The organism is Rhodoferax sp. XS2R6, from assembly GCF_056521365.1.
The window spans coordinates 1,029,848-1,049,891 of sequence record NZ_JBWMAY010000001.1; the positions used below are offsets into that span (position 1 = coordinate 1,029,848).

Sequence of the window (20,044 nt, forward strand, 5' to 3'; positions counted from 1 at the left end):
CTCCTTGCGGTGTCAGGTGGGCAATTTGTCCATCAGGCGGGCATGGACCACGGGGGCCACAAAGGCGGTGACATCTCCCTTCAATGTGGCGATCTCGCGCACCAGCGTACTCGAGATGAACTGATAACGCGAGTCCGGCGTGAGAAAGACGGTTTCCACCTCGGGGGCCAGCGCCTTGTTCATGCCCGCGAGCTGGGCTTCGTAGTCAAAATCGGTTACCGAACGCACACCGCGCACCATGGCCTTGGCACCGTGGGCCACCGCAAAGTCACGCACCAGGCCGTTAAAACTTTCGACCTGCACGTTGTCCAGCGGTGCAAACACATCGCGCACCATCTCCAGCCGCTCGTCCAGCGTGAACAGGGTCTTCTTGTGGTGGGCTGCCGCCACCGCCACGATGACCGTGCCAAACAAGCGGGCCGAGCGGCGGATCAGGTCTTGGTGGCCCAGGGTGATGGGGTCGAAGGTGCCGGGGAACACAGCGATCACGGAATTGGGCATGGGCGCTCCAGACAGGTAAGCAGAAATTATGCGGCGCTGCGCTTGAGCAGGTGGGCGTGCACCGCCCCCGCCTTGAGGTGCCGGTGCACGCTCAGCCCCACCGCGGTCAGCAGCTCGTCGGTGTAGGCAGTGGGCGCCTCCAGGTAGACCCAGCCCTCGGGTGCCAGCGCGCGGGCGCAGGCGCCCAGCGCGGGTTCAAACAGCGGCGCTTCAAACGGTGGGTCGATAAAAATCACATCCAGGCTGCCGGGGGCGGCCTGGCGAATGGCAGACACGCCGTCGCCGCGCACCACGTGCACCGCGCTGGCCTGCAGCTGCGTCTGGGTCTTCTTGAGCTGGTCCGCCAACGCGCTGTCGTACTCCACCAGTTGCACCTCTTGGGCACCGCGGGAGGCGGCTTCAAAACCCAGCGCGCCGGTGCCGGCAAAAGCATCCAGGCAGCGCAGGCCGCTCAGGTCTTGGCCCAGCCAGTTGAAGACGGTTTCGCGCACCCGGTCGGGCGTGGGGCGCAGGCCGGGTTTGTCGGCCACTTTGAGTTTGGTGCGCTTCCACAGCCCGCCAATGATGCGGATCTCGTGGGTCTGGACGGCGCGGGGCCGGGGGGGGCGCTTGGCAGCGTTCGGTTTCGGGGCTTTGGCTTTCATACAAGCAGCTTACCGCATGGGCCTGCGACGGGCCGCCCGACATGTTTGGTAACAAATTACCTAGTACAAACCCTAGGTCACCCCCGCAAAATGGACGGCCGATGAAGTCTCTGCTCACCCATTTCCGCTTCGAAGCCCTGGCCCTGCTGATTGCCGCCCTGTGTCTGGTGGTTTCGCCGTATGCGGCGCTGCCGCCGCTGGCCGCGGTAGTGCTGCGTTTGGGCTTGCGGCTGCGCAAGGCGCTGGGCCAGCAGGCCGTGCTGCAGCGCGAAATGGCCACCCTGGAGCGCAGTACCCAGCACCTCAAAGCCCAGGCTTTCACCGACAACCTCACCGGCCTGGCCAACCGCCTGCTGCTGGCAGACCGGTTTCAGCTCACGCTGGAGCGCTCCAAACGCAACCGGGTGGAATTTGCGCTGCTGATGGTGGACCTCAATGGCTTCAAGATCATCAACGACCACTATGGCCATGCCGCAGGCGACATCGTGCTGCGCACCGTGGCCCGGCGGCTGTTGGCAGCGGTACGCGCCTCCGACACGGTGGCACGCATAGGCGGTGACGAATTTGTGCTGTTGATCGAGTCGTTTGAAGACCCCGATGAGCTGGTGCACATCGGCCGCAAGCTGATTGCCACCATCTCCGAGGACATCACCCTACCCAATGGCAGCACCGTGAATGTGGGCGCCAGCGTGGGTTTTGGCCTGTTCCCGCGCCATGGCGCAGGGCTGGACGACCTGCTGCAAACCGCCGACCAGGGCATGTACGACTGCAAGGCCTCCGGGTTGATGGAGCTGCGCTAAGCGCCGGCCTGCCCTTTACACACTCAGGGCGCGCCCAGCACCACCGTGGCCAAGGTGTTAGGTTGCACTTTGCGCGCAAACGCCGCGCGCACGTCGGCCACCGAAAGCGCCTGCACGCGCTGCGTCCAAGTGTCCAGGTAGTCCAGTGGCAGGCCGTTCCAGGCGATGTTGGCCACGTTGTCCAGCAGCTTTTTGTTGCTGTCCAAGCGCAGGGCAAAACCGCCGATGAGGTTGTCCTTGGCGGCCTGCAGTTCCTTCTCGGTCGGGCCCTGCTCCACAAACTTGGCCAGTACCTCGCGTACCAGGCCCAGGGCCTGGTCGGCCTGGTCGGGCCGCGTCTGTAGGCCAATGGTGAAGGCACCCGCATGCAGGCCGGGTGCAAAGTAGCTGTACACGCTGTAGGTCAGGCCGCGCTTCTCGCGCACCTCTTCGGTCAGGCGCGCGGTAAACCCACCACCTCCCAGGATGTGGTTGCCCACGGTGAGTGCAAAGAAGTCGGGGTCGTTACGCTTGTAGCCAGGCTGGCCCAGCAGCACCTGGGCCTGGGCCGAGGCAAAGGCAATGCGCTGCTCCGACGCGGCAGTGAGCGCCTGCACCTCGGGCACCACAAGCTGTGGTGTGCATGCGGTCTGGGGCAGGCGTGCCAACAGGCGCGTAACCAGCACATCGGCCTGCGCGCGGGTCAACGCCCCCACGATGCTCACCTTCGCATCACAGGCCCGCACCGCGCTGGCGTGCAGGGTGCGCAGGTCTTGCACGCTGGTGCGCAGCAGGCTCTCTTCGGTCATCTCCCTGCCGTAGGGGTGGCTGCCATACACCGCACGGCTGAAGGCGCGTGCCGCCAGCGTGGCGGGGCGGGTGTTGGCCTCCTTGAGGCTGGCAATCAGCTTGGGCCGGTCGCGCAGCCAGGGCGCTTCGGGGAAAGACGGCTCGCCCAACTGGCGCGCAGCCAGCACTACGGCCTTGTCCAGCAGGTCGGGGTAAGTCAGGCTGCGCAGGCCAAAACTCATGCGGTCGCTGCCCGCGCTGCCGCCAAAGGCCGCGCCCAGGTCGGCCCAGGCCTCGCTGAGCTGGTGCTCGTCCAGTGCGGACTCGGTGGCCGTGGCGCGCACGCCGTTGGACGTGCTGGAGGCCATCAGGCTGGCCAGCCCCGGCTTGTCGGCCGGATCACGGCGGCCACCCGCGTCCAGGTCGATCTGCACGTCCACCATGGGGATGGCCGGGCTCTCCACCAGGTAGACACGCACGCCGCTGGGCTGCGTCCACTGCTGGATAGGAATGCCCGCCCAGGCAAAATTTATACAAAATAGGGCTATAGCCCCCGTAAATACTGCGCGAGCAGCTACTGATTTGATAGTGATCATGGCGTGAATCTGGTGCTTAGTGGCGCGAACCGGCCGTGGGCTGGCGGGGTTTGCGGGTCTTGTCCACGGGCTGGGGCAAGAGTGTGGCCACGGTCAGGGCGTCGTCGCCAAAGTACCTGGCCGCCACCGCTTGCACCTGGGCGGCGGTGACGGTGCGCAGGCGCTCCAGCAGGCGCTGGTCGCTGCCCAGCGGGTAACCGTTGATCCAACCCACCCCCAGCGCGCGGGCCTGGTTAAACACGCTGTCCTGCTTGTACACCTCGCCTGCCACCCAGCGGTTCTTTACCCGGGTCAATTCGGCCTCGGTCACACCGTCTTGGGCCACCCGCGCCACCTGGGCACGCAGGGCTTGTTCCACCTCGGCCGCGATCTTGCCAGCGGCGGGCACACCGTACAGCGTGAAGAGCTGCGGGCCACGGGCGGTGAGGCCGTAGTAGGCGCCCGCACTGTCGGCCACGGGGTTAGCGTCCAACGTCAGCGCGCGGGGCAAGCGGGCACCGTCAAACCCGCTCAGCACCGCCGACAGCACCGTCAGGGCCAAGCTGTCATCGATGGCAGGCCCCGCGTCGGCCAGGGCCGCGGGCGTAAGGCCCGGCACCTTGAAAGCCAGCGCCACATAGGCCTGCTCTGCCGGGGCCTTGAAGTCCATGCGGCGCAGGCCCCCTTGCTCGGGCTCCTCCCGCGGCTTGCGGGGCGGCACGGCGCGGGTGGGCAGGCTGCCGTAGTACTTGTCGGCCAGGGCACGCACCTGGGCCACGTCCACATCCCCGGCCACCACCACGGCCGCATTGGCGGGCGTGTACCAGCGCTGGTAGAAGTCGCGCGCGTCTTGCGCAGTCAGCGCGTCCAAGTCACTCATCCAACCCACTATGGGGCGGCGGTAGGGGTGTGCCAGGTAGACCTGGGCGGTCATGGCCTCGTGCAAGCGGGCATGGGGGTTGTCGTCGGTGCGCAGGCGGCGTTCTTCCTTCACCACCTCCAGCTCTTTGGCAAACACCGCGTCGCTCCACTGGTTGTGGGCAAAGCGGTCGGCCTCCAGGCGCATCACGTCTTCGAGCTTGCCCGACGGAATCTGCTGGTAGTAGCCCGTGTAGTCCTTGCTGGTGAAGGCGTTCTCACGCCCGCCCAGGGCGGCCACCTGGCGCGAGAAGTCGCCCGCTTTCACCGTGGGCGTGCCCTTGAACATCATGTGCTCCAGCACATGGGCCACGCCGCTGGTGCCGTCCACCTCGTCCATGGAGCCCACGCGCACCCACAGCATGTGCACGGCGGTGGGCGCGCGCTGGTCGGGTTTCACGATCAGCACCATGCCGTTTTTCAGCGTGAACTGCTGGGCCTCGGCAGGCGGCGCGGCCTGGGTGTGGAGGGGGAGCGTGAGGGTGAGAAGCGCGAGCGCAAGGGGCAGACTGCAGGCAGCCACGCGCCGCCCCAGCCTGTGGAATGGGTGTTTCATAGAATGCTGTGATTCTAAGAACGCCCCACATGTTCAGTTTTTTCAAGAAAAAATTCTCTTCCTCCCCTGCCCCCACCCCAACCGAGGTGCCCAGTGCGCCCGTGGCCGAGGTGCCGCCAGCGGCCCCCACCGCAGCGCCCGCCCCCGTTTCTACCCCCAGCAGCCCCTTGCCCGCAGGCTCGCTGATTGGCAGCGCGCTGGTCGCGCCCATCGAGATTCCCCTGCCCAGTGCCACCCCACCCGAGCGGCAAAAGTGGCTGGACAAACTCAAGGCGGGCTTGGGCAAAACCGCTAGCAGCATCTCGGGCGTGTTTGGCGGCAGCCAGATCGACGAGGCGCTGTACGAAGACCTGGAAGGCGCGCTGCTGATGGCGGACGCCGGTGTGGCCGCCACCGAACACCTGACCAGCGCGCTGCGCAAAAAGGTCAAGGCCAGTGGCGTGACACACCCCATTGCGCTCAAGAACATCCTGATCGCCGAGCTGACCGAGCTGCTGCAACCGCTGCAAAAGCCGCTGGTGATTGGCCAACACACACCCACCGTCATCATGGTGGCGGGCGTCAACGGTGCGGGCAAAACCACCAGCATTGGCAAACTCACCAAACACCTGGCCGACAGCCAGGCCAGCGTGCTGCTGGCCGCGGCCGACACCTTCCGCGCCGCGGCGCGCGAGCAGCTCACCGTCTGGGCCGACCGCAACACGGTAGAAATCGTGAGCCAGGAGGGCGGCGACCCCGCCGCCGTGAGTTTTGACGCCGTGACCGCCGGCAAGGCGCGCAAGAAAGATGTGGTGCTCATCGACACCGCAGGCCGCCTGCCCACGCAGCTGCACCTGATGGAAGAGCTAAAAAAAATCAAACGCGTGATCGCCAAGGCCGACGCCACCGCTCCGCACGAAGTGCTGCTGGTGATTGACGGCAACACGGGCCAAAACGCCGTGGCGCAGGTCAAAGCCTTTGACGACGCACTGGGCCTGACCGGCCTCATCGTCACCAAACTGGACGGCACTGCTAAGGGCGGCGTGCTGGCGGCCATTGCGCGCGAGCGGCCGATTCCGGTGTACTTTATTGGTGTGGGCGAAAAACTCGACGAGCTGGAAACCTTCAACGCGCGCGAGTTTGCGCAAGCCCTGCTGGCCTGAGCCTGTCAGTAAGAAACGCACCACCACGCCCGACCAACCGTTTTCACTCACGCACGCACCATGACACACGCCCTTTCCCGCCGCAATGTCCTGGCACTGTCAGGTGCCGCACTGGCCACCCCTGCCTTTGCCCAAACCACACCGGCCTGGAGCGCCATCGAGGCCAAGGCTAAAGGCCAGACGGTGTACTTCAACGCCTGGGGCGGCGCAGAGAACATCAACGCCTACATCCGGTGGGCGGCGACCGAGGTGGAGAAGCGTTTTGGCGTGAAGGTGGAACACGTCAAGGTGACAGACACCGCCGACGTGGTGAAACGGGTGCGCAACGAAAAAGCCGCCGGCAAACTGGCCGGCACGGTGGACCTGGTGTGGATCAACGGCGAGAACTTTCTGGCCATGAAACGCGAAGGCCTGCTGTTCGGCCCCTTTGCCGAGCGCCTGCCCGCGTATGCCAAGGTGGACGTGCAGGGCAAACCCACCACACGCATCGATTTTTCCGAACCCGTGGACGGCATGGAAGCGCCCTGGGGCATGGCCCAGCTCACTTTCATGGCGGACCGCAAACGCACGCCCCTGCCCCCCCAGAACCTGGCCGAGCTGCAAACCTTTGCCAAGGCCCACCCTGGCCGCGTGACCTACCCGCGCCCGCCCAATTTCCATGGCACCACCTTCGTCAAACAGTTGCTGGTGGACGTGAATGCCAACCGGGACGCCCTCTACAAACCGGTCACCCCCGAGGCCTTTGCCAAAGCCACCGCGCCGCTGTGGGCCGCGCTGGACCAACTGCACCCCCACCTGTGGCGTGCGGGCAAGCAGTTTCCGCAGAACGCCGAGGCCATGCGCCAGATGTTGGCCGATGGTGAGTTGCACTTGGCACTGACCTTCAACCCCAACGACGCTGCCAACGAAATCGCCGCCAAGCGTCTTAGTGACAGCGTGACAAGCTATCAATTCAGTAGCGGAACGATTGGCAACACCCACTTTGTGGCCATCCCCGTCAACGCGTCTGCACCCGAAGGTGCGCAGGTGTTTGCCAACTTCCTGCTGGGCGCCGAGGCCCAGGCCCGCAAGGCCGACATCGCCCTCTGGGGCGACCCCACCGTGCTGGCGCTGGACAAACTCAGCCCCACCGAGCGCGCCCGATTCGCGGCCAAACCCTTGCCCGGCCAGGTGGAGAAAAGCGCACCGGCCATTCCCGAACCGCACGGCAGCTGGGTCGATACGTTGGAGAAGGAATGGACCCGGCGCTACGGCGCTTAGTCCACAATGGCGGGCATGTCTGACACTGTTCCGCACACCGAGGCGCCGGCTCCGTCGGCACGGCATATCCATCGCCAACACGCGACCGCACTGGCGATCGTGATGGCCGTTTTCACTGTGGCCCTGCTGGCTTACGGCTGGAGCGTGTATGCACGCCAGCGCGCCGCCCTGTGGTGGGGCCTCAGCAGCCAGGGCGAACAAATCCAGCTGGCCCTGAACGACACCCTGGACGTGGCACGCAGCCATGTAAGTGGCATGCGCCAGTCCACCGAGCGCAACCTGCGCCAGCCCCTGTTGGCCGACACCAGCCTGGTGGACCGCCTGGAGCGGCGCAACCTGGCCCCGCTGCGCGACGCCCCCTGGGACCGCCTGCCGCAAGACTTGGTGAAAGAAGTGGGTGCCGTACACGTAGACCCCGGCGTCGACGCCACCGCCTACCGCCGTGGTGTGGAGGCCCCGCTGGGCGCACTGGCCCAGGTGGCGGCATCCCACAGTCAGCACCAGCGCCTGCAATGGAGCTATTTTTACGACGCGCAAAAGCAGTGGCGCTGGGTCTACCCCGCCCAATCGCGCGAAGACCTGATCACCGCCACCGGCCAGGCCGACATGGCAGGCGCATTGGCCACGCTGTGGGACGCCGGTGGCACCACACCGCTGGACGCAGCCGGCCCCACCCGCAACCCGCAAAAAGAACTGGTGTGGACCGCCGCCCACACCGACCCGCTGAAGAAAACCGCCGTGGTGTCGGTGCTGGCCCCGGTGTACAGCGCAGAACGTTATGCAGGCGTAGTGGGGGCTGACCTGACGCTGGACGCACTAAGCGCCGTGTTGCTGCAACGCGCCCTGCCCATGGGCCAGGCCTGGGTGGTCAACAGCCAGGGCCAGGTGCTGGCCAGCAGCGAAGCCAAGCCCAGCGCCCTGCCCGCAGGCCCCTATGTGCCGGACGCGGGCTGGCTGCGTTTTGCCCTGCGCGGCACCGACTGGAGCCTGCTGGTGCACGCGCCAGCTAGCGTGGTCGCCCGCAAAACACTGGCCCAGATGGTGCCTATGCTGGCCACAGGCGTGGCCGGCCTGCTGGCGCTGCTGGTAGCCTGCCTCTGGCTGAGCCGACGCTTCACACAACCTGCCCTGCAACTGGCCGAGTACGTGCAGCAAACCGAGGGCCCCAGCATCAAACGTCCGCCGCCGGTGCCTGCCCTGTGGAAGCCCTGGTTTGACCGCGTAGCCCGCCTGGCGCTGCAGCGGCGCGACCAGGTGATGGGCGCCCACCAGCGCACCACGCAGCTGGAGAACCAGGCCGCCCAGCACATCGTCGATCTGCGCAACACCGCCACCGAACACGAGGCCCAACTGGCTGTGCGCGCCGGGGAGCTGCGCAGCGCCTACGCCCAGCTCAGTGCCGCGCTGGCCGATGCGCAAGCTGCGCAAGGCGCCAGCAAAAAAACCACGCGCCCCAACCCGCTGCCCGAGTAAGGCGTCGCGCGGGTGCCAGGGTCGGACGGCTTATACACTCAAAATAGCCGCTCCAACCCGGGAGACACACCATGAAAAAAATCGCGCTTTTTGTCCTAACGCTACTGGCCGTGGCCGCCCTGTACCTATTGGCCTGGCCCGTACCCATCAGCCCCGTGGTGTGGGATGCCCCCGCAGCGCCCGGGTACACCGGTCCACACGCCACCAACACCAAACTGGCCAATCTGCAAATGATTGACCTGAAGGGCGAAGTGGGCCCCGAGCACATCCAGTTCGGCCCCGACGGCAAGCTCTACACCACCGTGGCCAGCGGCAACATCCTGCGTATGAACGCCGACGGCAGCGAGCAACAGGTGTTTGCCAACACTGGCGGGCGCGTGCTGGGCTTTGACTTTGACGCGAAGGGCAACCTGATTGCGGCCGATGCGATGAAGGGCCTGCTGTCCATCGCCCCCGATGCCAAAGTCACCGTGCTGACCGAGCGCGTGAATGGCGACCCGATCCGTTACGCTGACGCCGTGGTGGTGGCCAAAAACGGCAAGATGTACCTGAGTGACGCGTCAAGCCGCTTTGCGCCCAAAGACTGGGGCGGCACCTTTGAGGCCAGCGTGCTCGACATCCTGGAACAAGCCAGCACCGGCCGCATCCTCGAATTCGACCCTGCCACTAAAACTACGCGCGTGGTGGCCAGTGGCATCAGTTTTGCCAATGGCGTAGCGCTGAGCCAAGACGAACAAACCCTGTTTGTGAACGAAACCGGCAAGTACCGTGTTTGGAAAATTGCCGTAACCGCTAACCACCTGGACATCAGCACCCTGGCCCGCCAGCCCAGTGCCCAGGCCAGCGTGCTGCTGGACAACTTGCCCGGCTACCCCGACAACCTGATGCGCGGCCTGAACGGCAAGATCTGGCTGGGCCTGGCCAAACCCCGCAACCCCACTATCGACAAGCTCGCGCAAAAGCCTTGGCTGCGCAGCCTCACGCTGCGCCTTCCACGCGCCCTGTGGCCCATTCCCAAGGCCTATGGCCACGTGATGGCCTTCACTGAAGACGGCAAGGTGGTGGCCGACCTGCAGGACCCCACTGGCGCTTACCCCGAGACCACGGCCATCACCGAAACGCCGGACCGCTTGTATGTGCAAAGCCTGCACGCACACGGGCTGGGCTGGCTGGCGGCCAAATAGCGGACGGGCTTTCGCGGACAATCACGGGTTCCCGAATTGGTGACTACCCCGCGCATATGACAGCCCTCCTCCCCCGTATCGAACTCGAATCCGCCCCCAACCCCACCGCCGCCGTCATCTGGATGCACGGGCTGGGCGCCAGCAGCGACGACTTTGCGGGCCTGGTGCCCGAGCTGGACCTGGAGGGCTGCCAGCCCATCCGCTTTGTATTTCCGCAGGCGCCCAGCATCCCCATCACCATCAACGGCGGCTATGTAATGCCCGGCTGGTACGACCTGTACGGCATGGACCTGGTGAGCAAGCAGGACGCGGCCGGCATCCAACGCTCCGAGGCGGACATTCGCGCCCTCATCGACCATGAGGTGGCACGTGACATTCCGTTTGACCGGATCGTGCTGGCTGGCTTCAGCCAGGGCTGCGCCATGGCACTGCACGCCGCGCTGCGCCTGCCGCACAAGATCGCCGGCGTCATGGCCCTGTCGGGTTACCTGCCGCTGGCCGACCGCTTTGCCGCAGAACGCCACGCCGCCAACGCCGACACCCCCATCTTCATGGCGCACGGCACGCAAGACCCGGTGGTCATTTTGAAGCGCGGCGAAGACTCCCGCGACGCCTTGGCCGCCATGGGCCACAAGGTGCACTGGCACACCTACCCCATGCCCCACAGCGTGCACCCGCGCGAGATTGCGGACATTGCCGCCTTCCTGAAGCAAGTATTGCCCGCGTGAACATGAGTGCACGCCCCTTGGTGCTGGGCATTGACTTCGGCACGTCGAACTCCGCCTGCGCACTGATTGACGCCAGTGGCACCCTGCAAGTGATTCCGCTGGACGGCGCCAAGGCAGAAATGCCCACAGCACTGTTTTTTGCCAGCGAGACACACACCGTGCTCTACGGCGCGGCCGCCATGCAGGCCTACCTCAACGGCACCGAAGGGCGCCTGCTGCGCTCGCTCAAAAGCCTGCTAGGCAGCCGCCTGATGGACGAATACACCGCGGTGGGCGACAAGAGCGTCCGCTTCTTTGACATCGTGGTGCTGTTCTTCAAGGAGCTGAGGCGCCGCTGCGAAGCCCATGTGGGACAGCCCCTGACGCACGCGGTGCTGGGCCGCCCGGTGCATTTTGTGGACGACGATGCCGAGCGCGACCTGCTGGCACAAGAGACCCTGGGCCGCGCCGCGCTGGAAGCCGGCTTCACCCACATCGCCTACCAGATGGAACCGATTGCCGCTGCACTGGACTACGAGCAACGCGTGACGCAGGAAACCACCGCGCTGGTGGTGGATATTGGTGGCGGCACGTCGGACTTCACCGTCATCCGCCTGAACCCGACGCGCAGCACGCAGAGCGACCGCAGCGCGGACATCCTGGCCACCACCGGTGTCCACATCGGCGGCACCGACTTTGACCGCCTGCTGGACCTGGCCACGGTGATGCCACATCTGGGCTACAAACACGTGGGCACCGGCGGGCGCATTGTGCCCAGCAGCGTGTTTTTTGACCTGAGCACCTGGCACTTGATCCACCAGGCCTACACCCGCAAAGCCATGCACTTTGCCAAGGAGCTGTGGACCGACTACAGCGACCAAGCCCTGCACCGCCGCCTGATGGACGCGCTGGAAGAACAACACGGCCACCGCATGCTGGCCGGTGTGGAGGCGGCCAAGATTGCCTGCTCCATCAGCGGCGACAGCGCCGTGGTGAACCTGGATTTTCTGGACCGCACACTCACGCCCACTATCGACGCGCAGAACATGGAGCTGGCCCTGCACAGCTCCATCGCCCAGGTGGTGCAGTGCGCACAAGACTGCGTGGCAGCGGCTGGCCTGCAAGGGGTAGACGCGGTCTACCTCACCGGCGGCTCGTCGGCCCTGCGCACGCTGATTGAGGCGCTGCGCGAGGCCATGCCGCAGGCCACGCTGGTGGAAGGCAACCGCTTCGGCGGCGTGGCCGCCGGTTTGGCCTGGGCTGGGGCGGTGCAGCAGTTTTAATTTGCTACTGTTTTAGTAGCTGCTTGCGCATATTCCGCGGGGGCTAGAGACCTATTTGACGCCGAAGTGTGCCCTTGGGGCAGGCACGCACATCAATTCCCGGGCCTTAGCTGCGCTGCAGCTGGGCGCCTTTGCCACCTGCATCACAGGTCAACACAAAACTGCCGCGGATACCGCCGCTGCTCACAAACGGGATCAGCAGCGTGGCCGGGAACTGCACGGTGCGGCCATCGGCACAGCGGGCCAAGACATTTTTGACCTCTCCACGGTAGTACTGAAGATAGTCTTGGGCAGGAATGTTCAGGCCGAATTCGAAGCGGAGCATGGTGAGAATGCTAGCGCATGGGTCTATGCCTGAACCCATGAAAAGCGGAGCGACTCCTGCCAGTTTGGGCGCTACGACGAGGTCACAACCCGGCAAGGACATTGGCAGCTTGGGTGTCCGTTGGAGTCATTGGTCAATGACTGCTTTGGGAGGCTCATTCGTTGGCTAACTCTTATTCCGAAATTCACCTGAATGAATGAAAGGGACTTCCCCGTCCCGAGCAAGCCGCGCGCCCAGAGGGTTGCGGTGTACGGCAACTCAGTGCCACGATGGAGAGGTCAAACTTTTCATCAACTTGTTCTGAGAGGGGAAGCCCATGTCTATCGTAGCGGTTGGAATTGATCTGGCCAAGAATGTCTTTGCCGTGCACGGCGTCGGCGCCTCGGGCAAGCCCGAGCTTGTAAAACCTGATGTGAAACGCAACAAGCTGCTCGAACTGATTGCCAGCTTGCCGCCGTGCCTGATTGGCATGGAGGCCTGCTCCGGCGCCCACTACTGGGCGCGGGAGTTCCAGAAGTTCGGACACACGGTACGCATCATGGCGCCCAAGTTCGTCGCGCCCTATCGCCTGGGTGGCAAACACGCAAAGAACGATGCAGCCGATGCGGCGGCGATCTGCGAGGCGGTGACGCGCCCACAGATGCGCTTCGTGCCCATCAAGACCCTAGACCAGCAAAGCCACCTGTTCATCCACCGCGCGCATCAGGGCTATGTCGCCGAGCGTACCGCGCTGATCAACCGGGCACGTGGCCTGCTGAGCGAACTCGGCATCGTCCTGCCGCAGTCTCATAAGGCGTTCAAGCAGGGCGTGCACCAGGTGCTAGAAGATTTGCCAGGCTACTGCAACCAAGTCATCGGTGACATGCTCAGCGAGATAGCGCACCTAGACGCGCGCATTGAACAAGACGCAAAGCTGATTGCCAAGCTTGCCCAAGACGATGCGCAGTCCCGGCGGTTGATGCAACTGTGCGGGGTGGGTCCCACAACAGCGACCGCCATCGTGGCCAGCGTAGGTAACGGACATGACTTCAAAAACGGGCGCCAGTTCAGTGCCTGGTTGGGCTTGGTGCCGCGCCAGAGCAGCTCTGGGGGCAAGGCCAAGCTGGGGCGCATCACCAAGGCGGGAGATAGCTATCTGCGAACATTGTTGGTGCTGGGCGCGCGAGCCCTATTGCTCAAGGCGCCAAACAAAACGGACCCCGTGAGTCGATGGGCATTGCAGCTCAAGGAGCGCAGAGGTTATGGCAAAGCAGTGGTGGCGATTGCTGCCAAGAATGCCCGCATGTGCTGGGCTGTGTTGCACCTTGGCGAAGGCTTTAGGGTGCCAGCCTGAAAGTTGATCAGTAAATAAACTACCACCGCGTGATTGGTATCCGTTGATGAGGAAAGGTTTGGACCTGCGCCATGGCGTACTCGACATCCCCCGTGGGGCACAGCAGTCCATTGGACTGCATTCCCGACGAATGATTGGAGTCCTTGGCGCGCGTCTTTCATCAGGGTCCGCTGTACAAGCAGCAACAATGACCGTTTATAGGCTCGCTGTCCGCAACCTTTATCTCTCGCAACCGGTGAAAACACGCAGGCTGTTGCTTTATTGTGGAAGTCCTTATAGGGGGATGGCATGACTTGGTTCTGGACGTCAGAATTGCGGCGGAAGCGGACTTGCAAAAAGGCCTCCCAGTTTTGGGTTGTTGCAGGGTTTGTCCATTCTGTTATCACCTGCTAAATGCAGTTGAAGTACAAAATGCCCAATCAATTCAGAGAGTTACGGAACTGCCGTTCACCGTGTTATTCAGCACACCGCCTTGTCCATAAGCAGGTTTGCAGGGTTTGTCGCCATTTTATTTTGCGCAGCAATTGGCGCAGCTAGAATTTCTCATATAAATCAATTGCTTACGTTCACTGGGAGTGAAATCATGATTCAAGGCGCCTTTGTTGATAAGACAGGTTTCACTCATATATCAAGTTAGACGCCATGAACACTAGCGCGACACTTGCTGAAGCAGAAACTCGTGCGTTTGCGTTCAGCCTGCAGCTACGGCCTGACTCGTGGTTTGATCTGATGCATTGGCATCCCGACATCGACGGCGAAGGGGACGGAAAGCCAAGTGCACGCGCTTTCTTTCTTGGGCTCGCTCGTCGCTACCTAGACGTGGCGCTGGCAGAACTTCGCGTAAGCGGCCGACCGTATCAATGCTGGTTCTTGGCGGAGCGAGACCGATCATCGGAAGATGCGGTCTATGTTCATACACCCAATCCGAACGGTGAGAACTTTCCGTATGAGTTTGCAGACGTTGCTTGGCGAGACACCGCACCGGAATGGCTGGCTGAACACTTCCCCGAGTCAGAGTTCCAGCACGGGGTAAGTCACGGCGGCTCTGGCGTATTGTTTTGGGTAGTTTCTCGCTCGTTGCGCAGCGAGCATGGCGTCTAACCCTGCCATGGAGCGGACGGCTTCCGGCGTGCTTCGCACGCCTCCAGCCGCCGCTCATATCTAACGTTGGGCAGCACCATGACCGAGATCGTGCTTGGGGACGAATACGATGACGCTCTGTTTGCGCGACTCGCTGCGGAGATTGCGGCTCTCGGTGGCGTGATCACCGACAAGGAGTGGACCTTGGGTGGCAGCCAAGAGGTGACCGTGTTTCAGATTGCCCTGCCAGATGGAAACATCGAAGCGGTAGCCGAAACCTATATTGGGTTGTCACTGCGCGGTCCGACCGCGCTGGTCGAGCAGCTTGCCCGCCGAGTGATGCCCAACCCCTTGCTGCAGCGGACGGCTACGCCGCCCGCTGAGCGTTGACGGTTAAAGATCACAGTATGTATTTCGATCACGATGATGTCGTCCGAATGATCACGGATCTGCAGTACGTACGAATAATGAAGGTTTCAGCTGCGAAACAGCGCACTGCGGAATTGGTCCGCGATGCAGTTGAGCTACAGAGCGTGCTCGCGCAGTACCCCCAGGTCCGTTACGAGCCGCTTGACTATCACTACGTCTTATTGAAGTACTTGGCGGCGTTCAATGCGAATGTGTTGGCGGACCTCTGCTCAGGAGAATATTCATGGCGAGGAATTGTCGTTGCTGGTTGGTTGGCTTGCCTCAAACCTAGCGAGGGGTACTTGGATCATCTGTCGTCGGTGTCAGCGACCAACTATCCGCTCAATTTCTGGTTCATCCGGCTTGCGATTGCTGAAGCCAATTGCGAGCAATGGGCTGAAGACACAGACTTTCAAGACCTGATCGCTCAACTTCGTACGTGTCTTGCACCAATCTCACTACCGAATTTCAGTTTGAGAGCGGCACCCAGCCTTGCGGAGCACGATGCCGTTAGGGCGGCCTATCGGTCGGGTGGCGCCAGTGCGGCCCTGCTTGCCCTTAAGACAAATCCGTTTGAGCGGTCAACCACCCAATGATCTTTAACATGTCGGCCCACACTGACAAGCAACATCAAGTCGCCGCTTTGCAGCACGTGTTGCGTGCTGGTGGCCTCCAACGTTCAACAGCAAGCAGACCTGCCAGACGCAGCATCGCGCAATGAAGCCACTCATCATTCCCCCGGCAGCACAGCGCGACGATAAATCGGTGCAAATGCTTAGCGCGTGGATCGCTGAGCAGGGGCTTCACTGCACGCTGAACATAGGTTTCTTTGAAGCCGCGGGGCACACGGAGGCCAAGGCTTGGGGAATTCTCATGGCCGATCGGGTAAGGCACATCGGCAATGCTGTTTCGGAAGAACGTGGGACGCCGGCGAGTGAGACAGTGATGGCGGTCATCGCTTCAATGCATTCAGAGCTGGAATTACCAACGTCGGGCACCGTCGGCGAGTTCCATGTTGGCCACGCTTAGTCTTACAGACTTGCAGCTGAACCTGCCATTCGAGCGGACCGCCTTCGGCGTCCGCTCACTTTCACGTTAACGAATGCTTTAGAACGATGTGAAAGTCGGCTACCAGTCGAGCCCATGTGGAAACTCACTTTATTGATGCAAGCGCGGTGCAGTTTGACGCTTCCGAATCGATTTTTCGCTTGATGCGCCAATGAGACAACTCAGAGGCGTCTTAATAGCCTCACCGCTTCTGCGCGCGCGCACACACACGCAGCCAGGGACGCCGACTTAGATGTGAAGAAACGTAACCTGGCCGCGATCAGGTCAGAACTTGTAGCCGATACCAAACGAGAACACGTTCTCTTTGAGGCTGGACGTGGTGCCGGTGGCAAACGTCACGTCACGGAACTGGTTCAGGTCGTAACCGGCTTGCCAGTACATGTTTTTATCCAGCATCTGGCGCACACCAATACCGTAGCCCACACCTTGCACATCGTTGGTGCTGCTACCGTCGTTGGACGCGGCAGAGCCGTAGATGGAGGACAGCTTGCCGTAGAGCTGGAAGTTGTTGGCCAGCGCGAAGGTGGGGATCACATCAATCGAGTAACGGTTGTTGATGCTAGCCGCGCTGCCGTTGGCATAGGTGCCAGCCTGGTGGTTGCCCGAGCTGTAAGAGCCGCCCAGGCCTATGGCAAAGTTGGGGGCCAATGCCCAGTCGTACCGGGCTTGCAGGCCCAGGGCGGTGGTCTTTCCTGTGTCAGACGTTCCGTCGGTCGCAGTGGCAGATCCGGTGGACAGTTCGGCGTTGGCGCCGATGCTGAAACCAGACAGATCAGCCGGGCCCGCTGCAAAGGCGGAAGAGGCGGCAAAAGCACCAAGAGCAACAGTCGTCAGAAAGAGTTTTTTCATGGAGTGAACCGGGTGAAGGGTCCGAGTTAAGGGACCTCCATGGTCGCGACGCCGTGTAAATCTGCAGTGGCTGTTTGGCAAAAGCGCGTAAACAAGCGTGCGTGCGCTGTAAAAGTTTGTGAAGCGGGTTCCCGGCTCTTCGCTGCGCACACCACCAAGCCTTGCATACACTTGGCAACCTTTTCTGAACAATACCCGCCCGTGCAAGCCCTTCTCCACACCATCGCCACGATGGACCTGCCCTTTGATGCCCAGCGCCTCTTCCACGGCCGTGGTGGCCTGCACCCCGGTTGCGAGCAGTGGGCGCTGGACGCTTACCCGCCGGTGCTGGTGCTCACCAGCTTTGCGCCGGTGGACAACGGCACACTTGCCACCTTGGACGCCGCGCTGGCCGCACGCTGGGCGCAGATAGCGCCGGGGGAGCCGCTGAACTGGGTGTTCCAGTGCCGGGCCGAGGGCCATGCGGACACCCGGCTGATGGCCGGTGCCGTGCCCGACCCACATGTTGTGACGGAGGACGGCACACAGTACAAGGTGCACGTGCTGCGCGGGCAAAACCATGGTCTGTTTCTAGACATGGCGGCAGGCCGCCAATGGGTGCGCCAGCATGTGGCCGCGCACCCCAAGACCTATGCCTTCAAGGTGCTCAACCTGTTTGCCTATACCTGCGCCTTCTCGGTGGTGGCCCTGCAGGCGGGGGCCAAGCAGGTGGTGAATGTGGACATGGGCCAGGGCGCACTGGCGATTGGCCAGCAGAACCACCGACTCAACGGTTTCAACACCGGCGCGAGTTTTCTGGCCCACGACATCTTCAAGACCTGGGGCAAGATCACACGCGGCGGGCCCTACGACCTCATCATCCTGGACCCGCCCAGCTACCAAAAGGGCAGCTTTGTAGCCACCAAAGACTACGCGCGCCTGCTGCGCCGCCTGCCCGAGCTGCTGGCACCCGGCGGCCACGCGCTGGTGTGCCTGAACGCGCCGGAGCTGGACACCGCCTTTTTGCAAACCCATATGCAAGAGCAGGCACCGGAGCTGACGTTTGTGCAGCGCCTGCCCAACCCACCCACGTTTGCCGACGCCGCGCCTGAGCGCGCACTCAAGGTGCTGGTGTACCAGGCGCCGGAACTGGCCACCCTCTAAGGCTTTGACGTATAAATCACCATGCCCGCTACCGAACTCAAAGTCACCCAAACCGGCACCGTGGCCGGCAAACTTCTGCTCGTCCCCACGGGACAGGAAGGCCCTCTGCTGCCCCATGTGCAGGACTGGGTCACCGCCAAACTCAAGGCCAAGCAACCCGTCAAAGACGTGAGCAACACGGTGCTGGTCAAAGGCATCAAGCAGTGGTCGGCTTTTGAAGAAAAGGCTGGCGGCAAAAAAGTGCTCACCGTTTTCAAAATTACCTGAGGCCACGCCATGTTTCCCACCGACGTATTGCTGACCTACCTGGCCGCCTGCCTGCTGGTGGTGCTGGCGCCGGGGCCTGACAACATCCTGGCCATTGGCCGCGGCCTGAGCCAGGGACGTGCGGCGGCGGCGCTGTCCGCACTGGGTGCAGGGGTGGGCATTTTGTTCCACACGCTCACGGCGGCGCTGGGGCTGTCGGTCATCCTACAAAGCTCGGCCACCGCGTTCTGGGCGATCAAGGTGGTGGGCGCGCTCTACCTGATGTGGCTGGGCTACAAGGCGCTACGCGCCCAGAACCTCATCACCTTCACGCCAGCGGCGCACCTGCCGCTGCACCGCATCTTCATCAGTGGCGCGTTGTCCAACATCCTCAACCCCAAGCCGGGCCTGTTTGTGCTGGCCTTCCTACCGCAGTTTGTGGATGCCCAGCGCGGTTCGGTGCCGGTGCAGATGCTGGTGTATGGCGCGATTTTTGCCGCCATGACCACGGTGTTGTTTGCGCTGATCGGCAGCTTTGCCAATGGCCTGGCCCGTTGGTTGAAGGCGCACCCCAAGGTCACCTCGGGCCTGAACATCGGTGCAGGGCTGACCTTCATCGCCTCCGGGCTCACGGTGCTCACGCTCAAGTCACGTAGCGTGTGAGCTAGAGCGCCAGAGCCTGGGGGCCGGACGTTCTGCTCCGTGTCCCCCGCCCGCTGCGCGGGCTCCTCCTTTACCTGCGCAGAACGCCCAGCCCCCAGACTCTCGGAGGGTTTGCGCTCGCAGCACTCAAGGCCAGTCGGTTAATCCCAGGATGCGCTCGCCCAGCGGGGTGAGCGTGGCGGTGGGGTATTTCTTCTTTTCCCACTCACGCGGGTCCCCCGGAAAGGCGTAGCCCTGGGGAGCTTCGCGCTCGCGCCAAGAGGTCACGCGTGCATCGCGCAGCATGGCGTCGCCCTCGTTGGCAGGGGTGAAGGCGATGTACTGCGCGACACGTACCAAATGGTCGCTGGTGTTGGGGCGGATGCCGTGGGCCAGCAGGCTGTTGAAGATCAGCAAGTCGCCGGCCTGCATCGAGATGAATTGCACGGGCCAGGGCAGGCTGTCCACATCGGGGCGCCAGGGGTTGCGGTCGGTGGGCGCCGTCTTGCGCCATTCAATGAAGTTCTTGAACAGCTCGGGGATGCACTGGAAGCCACCACTCTCCGGGCTGGTGTCGGACAGCGCCAGCACGCCCTGCACGTTCACGGGCAGCGGGTCCAGCGTGGTGTCGGCGTCCCAGTGGATAAAGCCGGTGAACTGGCGCGCGCCGCGGTTGGGCGTGTTGAGGTTGGCGCGGTCGATGCTGACCCACAGGTCTTCGCGGTCCCAGATGTCCACAAACGCGTCGTACACGCGCTGCGTCTGGCGGTTGTTCCACAGGGTCTGGTGCTGGTAGGTCTCCACCATGCCGGAGCCGTTGAGTTCCTTCATTTCGTGGCCGCGCAGCTCGGCACGGTTCCAGGTGCTGGGGTCGTTCGGGTTCCAGTCCTGAAACGCCCACAGGAAGTCGGTGGTGGCTTTTACCTGCTCCGCAGGAATGGCCTGCTTGATGACCACATAGCCGTAGGTCTGCCAGTGGGCAAAGTCAGCCTCGGACAGCACGCGCAGCGGCAACTGCTTCTGGATGTCACGCAGCTGTTCGTGGGCGGTGTACGAGAGGGTGGGGTTGCCGGGGCGTTGGTCGCCGTAGCGGTAGCGGTCGTTCATGTCAGTCTCCTGCGTTGTTGTGGACGTAGGGA

At 63.1% G+C, this 20,044-nt stretch carries 22 protein-coding genes; 15 read left to right on the forward strand and 7 right to left on the reverse strand.

Annotated elements, in window-relative coordinates; all coding sequences use genetic code 11:
* Positions 1-12: 12 nt before the first annotated feature.
* Both coaD and rsmD read right to left on the reverse strand, forming a co-directional pair.
* Positions 13-501 (reverse strand): pantetheine-phosphate adenylyltransferase, encoded by a 489-nt coding sequence (gene coaD, locus AC097A_RS04935; RefSeq protein WP_479619974.1) that lies wholly within the window; start codon positions 499-501, stop codon positions 13-15.
* A gap of 26 nt (positions 502-527) precedes the next feature.
* Complete coding sequence (rsmD, locus tag AC097A_RS04940) at positions 528-1,145, reverse strand: 16S rRNA (guanine(966)-N(2))-methyltransferase RsmD (protein ID WP_479619975.1); 618 nt, start codon at positions 1,143-1,145, stop codon at positions 528-530.
* A 101-nt stretch (positions 1,146-1,246) separates the two neighbouring features.
* On the opposite strand from rsmD, the gene AC097A_RS04945 reads away from it, so the two are divergent.
* Entirely contained in the window at positions 1,247-1,945 is a 699-nt protein-coding gene (locus AC097A_RS04945; protein WP_315493694.1) for a diguanylate cyclase, read from the forward strand.
* A gap of 23 nt (positions 1,946-1,968) precedes the next feature.
* On the opposite strand, the gene AC097A_RS04950 is transcribed toward AC097A_RS04945, so the two are convergent.
* Together AC097A_RS04950 and AC097A_RS04955 are read right to left on the reverse strand one after the other, a co-directional pair.
* On the reverse strand, positions 1,969-3,309 hold the full coding sequence (locus AC097A_RS04950) for a M16 family metallopeptidase (RefSeq protein WP_479619976.1): 1,341 nt from the start codon (positions 3,307-3,309) through the stop codon (positions 1,969-1,971).
* Positions 3,310-3,325: 16 nt separating this feature from the next.
* Complete coding sequence (locus AC097A_RS04955; RefSeq protein WP_479619977.1) at positions 3,326-4,762, reverse strand: M16 family metallopeptidase; 1,437 nt, start codon at positions 4,760-4,762, stop codon at positions 3,326-3,328.
* Between the two features lie 29 nt (positions 4,763-4,791).
* Here AC097A_RS04955 and ftsY point away from each other — a divergent pair, with 29 nt between their 5' ends.
* The 6 genes from ftsY (at position 4,792) to AC097A_RS04985 (ending at position 11,811) form a co-directional block, all read left to right on the forward strand.
* Positions 4,792-5,904 carry a signal recognition particle-docking protein FtsY gene (gene ftsY / locus AC097A_RS04960; RefSeq protein WP_479619978.1) on the forward strand — a complete coding sequence of 371 codons (1,113 nt, stop codon included), beginning with the start codon at positions 4,792-4,794 and terminating at the stop codon, positions 5,902-5,904.
* Positions 5,905-5,964: 60 nt separating this feature from the next.
* Positions 5,965-7,164, forward strand: coding sequence for an ABC transporter substrate-binding protein (locus AC097A_RS04965; RefSeq protein ID WP_479619979.1), 1,200 nt, complete (start codon positions 5,965-5,967; stop codon positions 7,162-7,164).
* A gap of 15 nt (positions 7,165-7,179) precedes the next feature.
* Complete coding sequence (locus AC097A_RS04970; RefSeq protein ID WP_479619980.1) at positions 7,180-8,637, forward strand: cache domain-containing protein; 1,458 nt, start codon at positions 7,180-7,182, stop codon at positions 8,635-8,637.
* A gap of 71 nt (positions 8,638-8,708) precedes the next feature.
* Positions 8,709-9,821, forward strand: a complete 1,113-nt coding sequence (locus tag AC097A_RS04975) for an SMP-30/gluconolactonase/LRE family protein (RefSeq protein ID WP_479619981.1) — start codon at positions 8,709-8,711, stop codon at positions 9,819-9,821.
* A 56-nt stretch (positions 9,822-9,877) separates the two neighbouring features.
* Positions 9,878-10,549, forward strand: a complete 672-nt coding sequence (locus AC097A_RS04980; protein WP_479619982.1) for an alpha/beta hydrolase — start codon at positions 9,878-9,880, stop codon at positions 10,547-10,549.
* Positions 10,546-11,811, forward strand: coding sequence for an Hsp70 family protein (locus AC097A_RS04985; RefSeq protein WP_479619983.1), 1,266 nt, complete (start codon positions 10,546-10,548; stop codon positions 11,809-11,811). Before AC097A_RS04980 ends, AC097A_RS04985 begins: the two co-directional genes overlap by 4 nt.
* Before the next feature lie 106 nt (positions 11,812-11,917).
* Here the strand turns inward: AC097A_RS04985 and AC097A_RS04990 are convergent, their stop codons facing one another.
* Complete coding sequence (locus AC097A_RS04990; protein WP_479619984.1) at positions 11,918-12,136, reverse strand: DUF2835 family protein; 219 nt, start codon at positions 12,134-12,136, stop codon at positions 11,918-11,920.
* Positions 12,137-12,452: 316 nt separating this feature from the next.
* On the opposite strand from AC097A_RS04990, the gene AC097A_RS04995 reads away from it, so the two are divergent.
* The 5 genes from AC097A_RS04995 to AC097A_RS05015 all read left to right on the forward strand — a co-directional run bounded on the left by AC097A_RS04995 (position 12,453) and on the right by AC097A_RS05015 (position 15,986).
* A complete protein-coding gene (locus tag AC097A_RS04995; protein ID WP_479619985.1) occupies positions 12,453-13,469 on the forward strand; it encodes an IS110 family RNA-guided transposase in 1,017 nt (338 codons plus the stop codon).
* Between the two features lie 642 nt (positions 13,470-14,111).
* Positions 14,112-14,570, forward strand: coding sequence for a hypothetical protein (locus AC097A_RS05000; RefSeq protein WP_479619986.1), 459 nt, complete (start codon positions 14,112-14,114; stop codon positions 14,568-14,570).
* Positions 14,571-14,648: 78 nt separating this feature from the next.
* Positions 14,649-14,939, forward strand: a complete 291-nt coding sequence (locus AC097A_RS05005; protein WP_479619987.1) for a hypothetical protein — start codon at positions 14,649-14,651, stop codon at positions 14,937-14,939.
* A 17-nt stretch (positions 14,940-14,956) separates the two neighbouring features.
* Positions 14,957-15,553, forward strand: coding sequence for a hypothetical protein (locus AC097A_RS05010; protein ID WP_479619988.1), 597 nt, complete (start codon positions 14,957-14,959; stop codon positions 15,551-15,553).
* A gap of 121 nt (positions 15,554-15,674) precedes the next feature.
* Entirely contained in the window at positions 15,675-15,986 is a 312-nt protein-coding gene (locus tag AC097A_RS05015) for a DUF5076 domain-containing protein (RefSeq protein ID WP_479619989.1), read from the forward strand.
* A gap of 303 nt (positions 15,987-16,289) precedes the next feature.
* Here the strand turns inward: AC097A_RS05015 and AC097A_RS05020 are convergent, their stop codons facing one another.
* Complete coding sequence (locus AC097A_RS05020) at positions 16,290-16,874, reverse strand: outer membrane protein (protein WP_315478821.1); 585 nt, start codon at positions 16,872-16,874, stop codon at positions 16,290-16,292.
* Between the two features lie 201 nt (positions 16,875-17,075).
* Here AC097A_RS05020 and AC097A_RS05025 point away from each other — a divergent pair, with 201 nt between their 5' ends.
* The 3 genes from AC097A_RS05025 to AC097A_RS05035 are packed head-to-tail and all read left to right on the forward strand — an operon-like array spanning position 17,076 to position 18,926.
* A complete protein-coding gene (locus AC097A_RS05025) occupies positions 17,076-18,017 on the forward strand; it encodes a class I SAM-dependent methyltransferase (protein WP_479619990.1) in 942 nt (313 codons plus the stop codon).
* 21 nt (positions 18,018-18,038) lie between these two features.
* A complete protein-coding gene (locus AC097A_RS05030) occupies positions 18,039-18,284 on the forward strand; it encodes a hypothetical protein (RefSeq protein ID WP_105261241.1) in 246 nt (81 codons plus the stop codon).
* 9 nt (positions 18,285-18,293) lie between these two features.
* Positions 18,294-18,926, forward strand: a complete 633-nt coding sequence (locus AC097A_RS05035) for a LysE family translocator (protein ID WP_479619991.1) — start codon at positions 18,294-18,296, stop codon at positions 18,924-18,926.
* A 126-nt stretch (positions 18,927-19,052) separates the two neighbouring features.
* On the opposite strand, the gene AC097A_RS05040 is transcribed toward AC097A_RS05035, so the two are convergent.
* Positions 19,053-20,012, reverse strand: coding sequence for a phytanoyl-CoA dioxygenase family protein (locus AC097A_RS05040; RefSeq protein WP_479619992.1), 960 nt, complete (start codon positions 20,010-20,012; stop codon positions 19,053-19,055).
* Between the last annotated feature and the right edge of the window lie 32 nt (positions 20,013-20,044).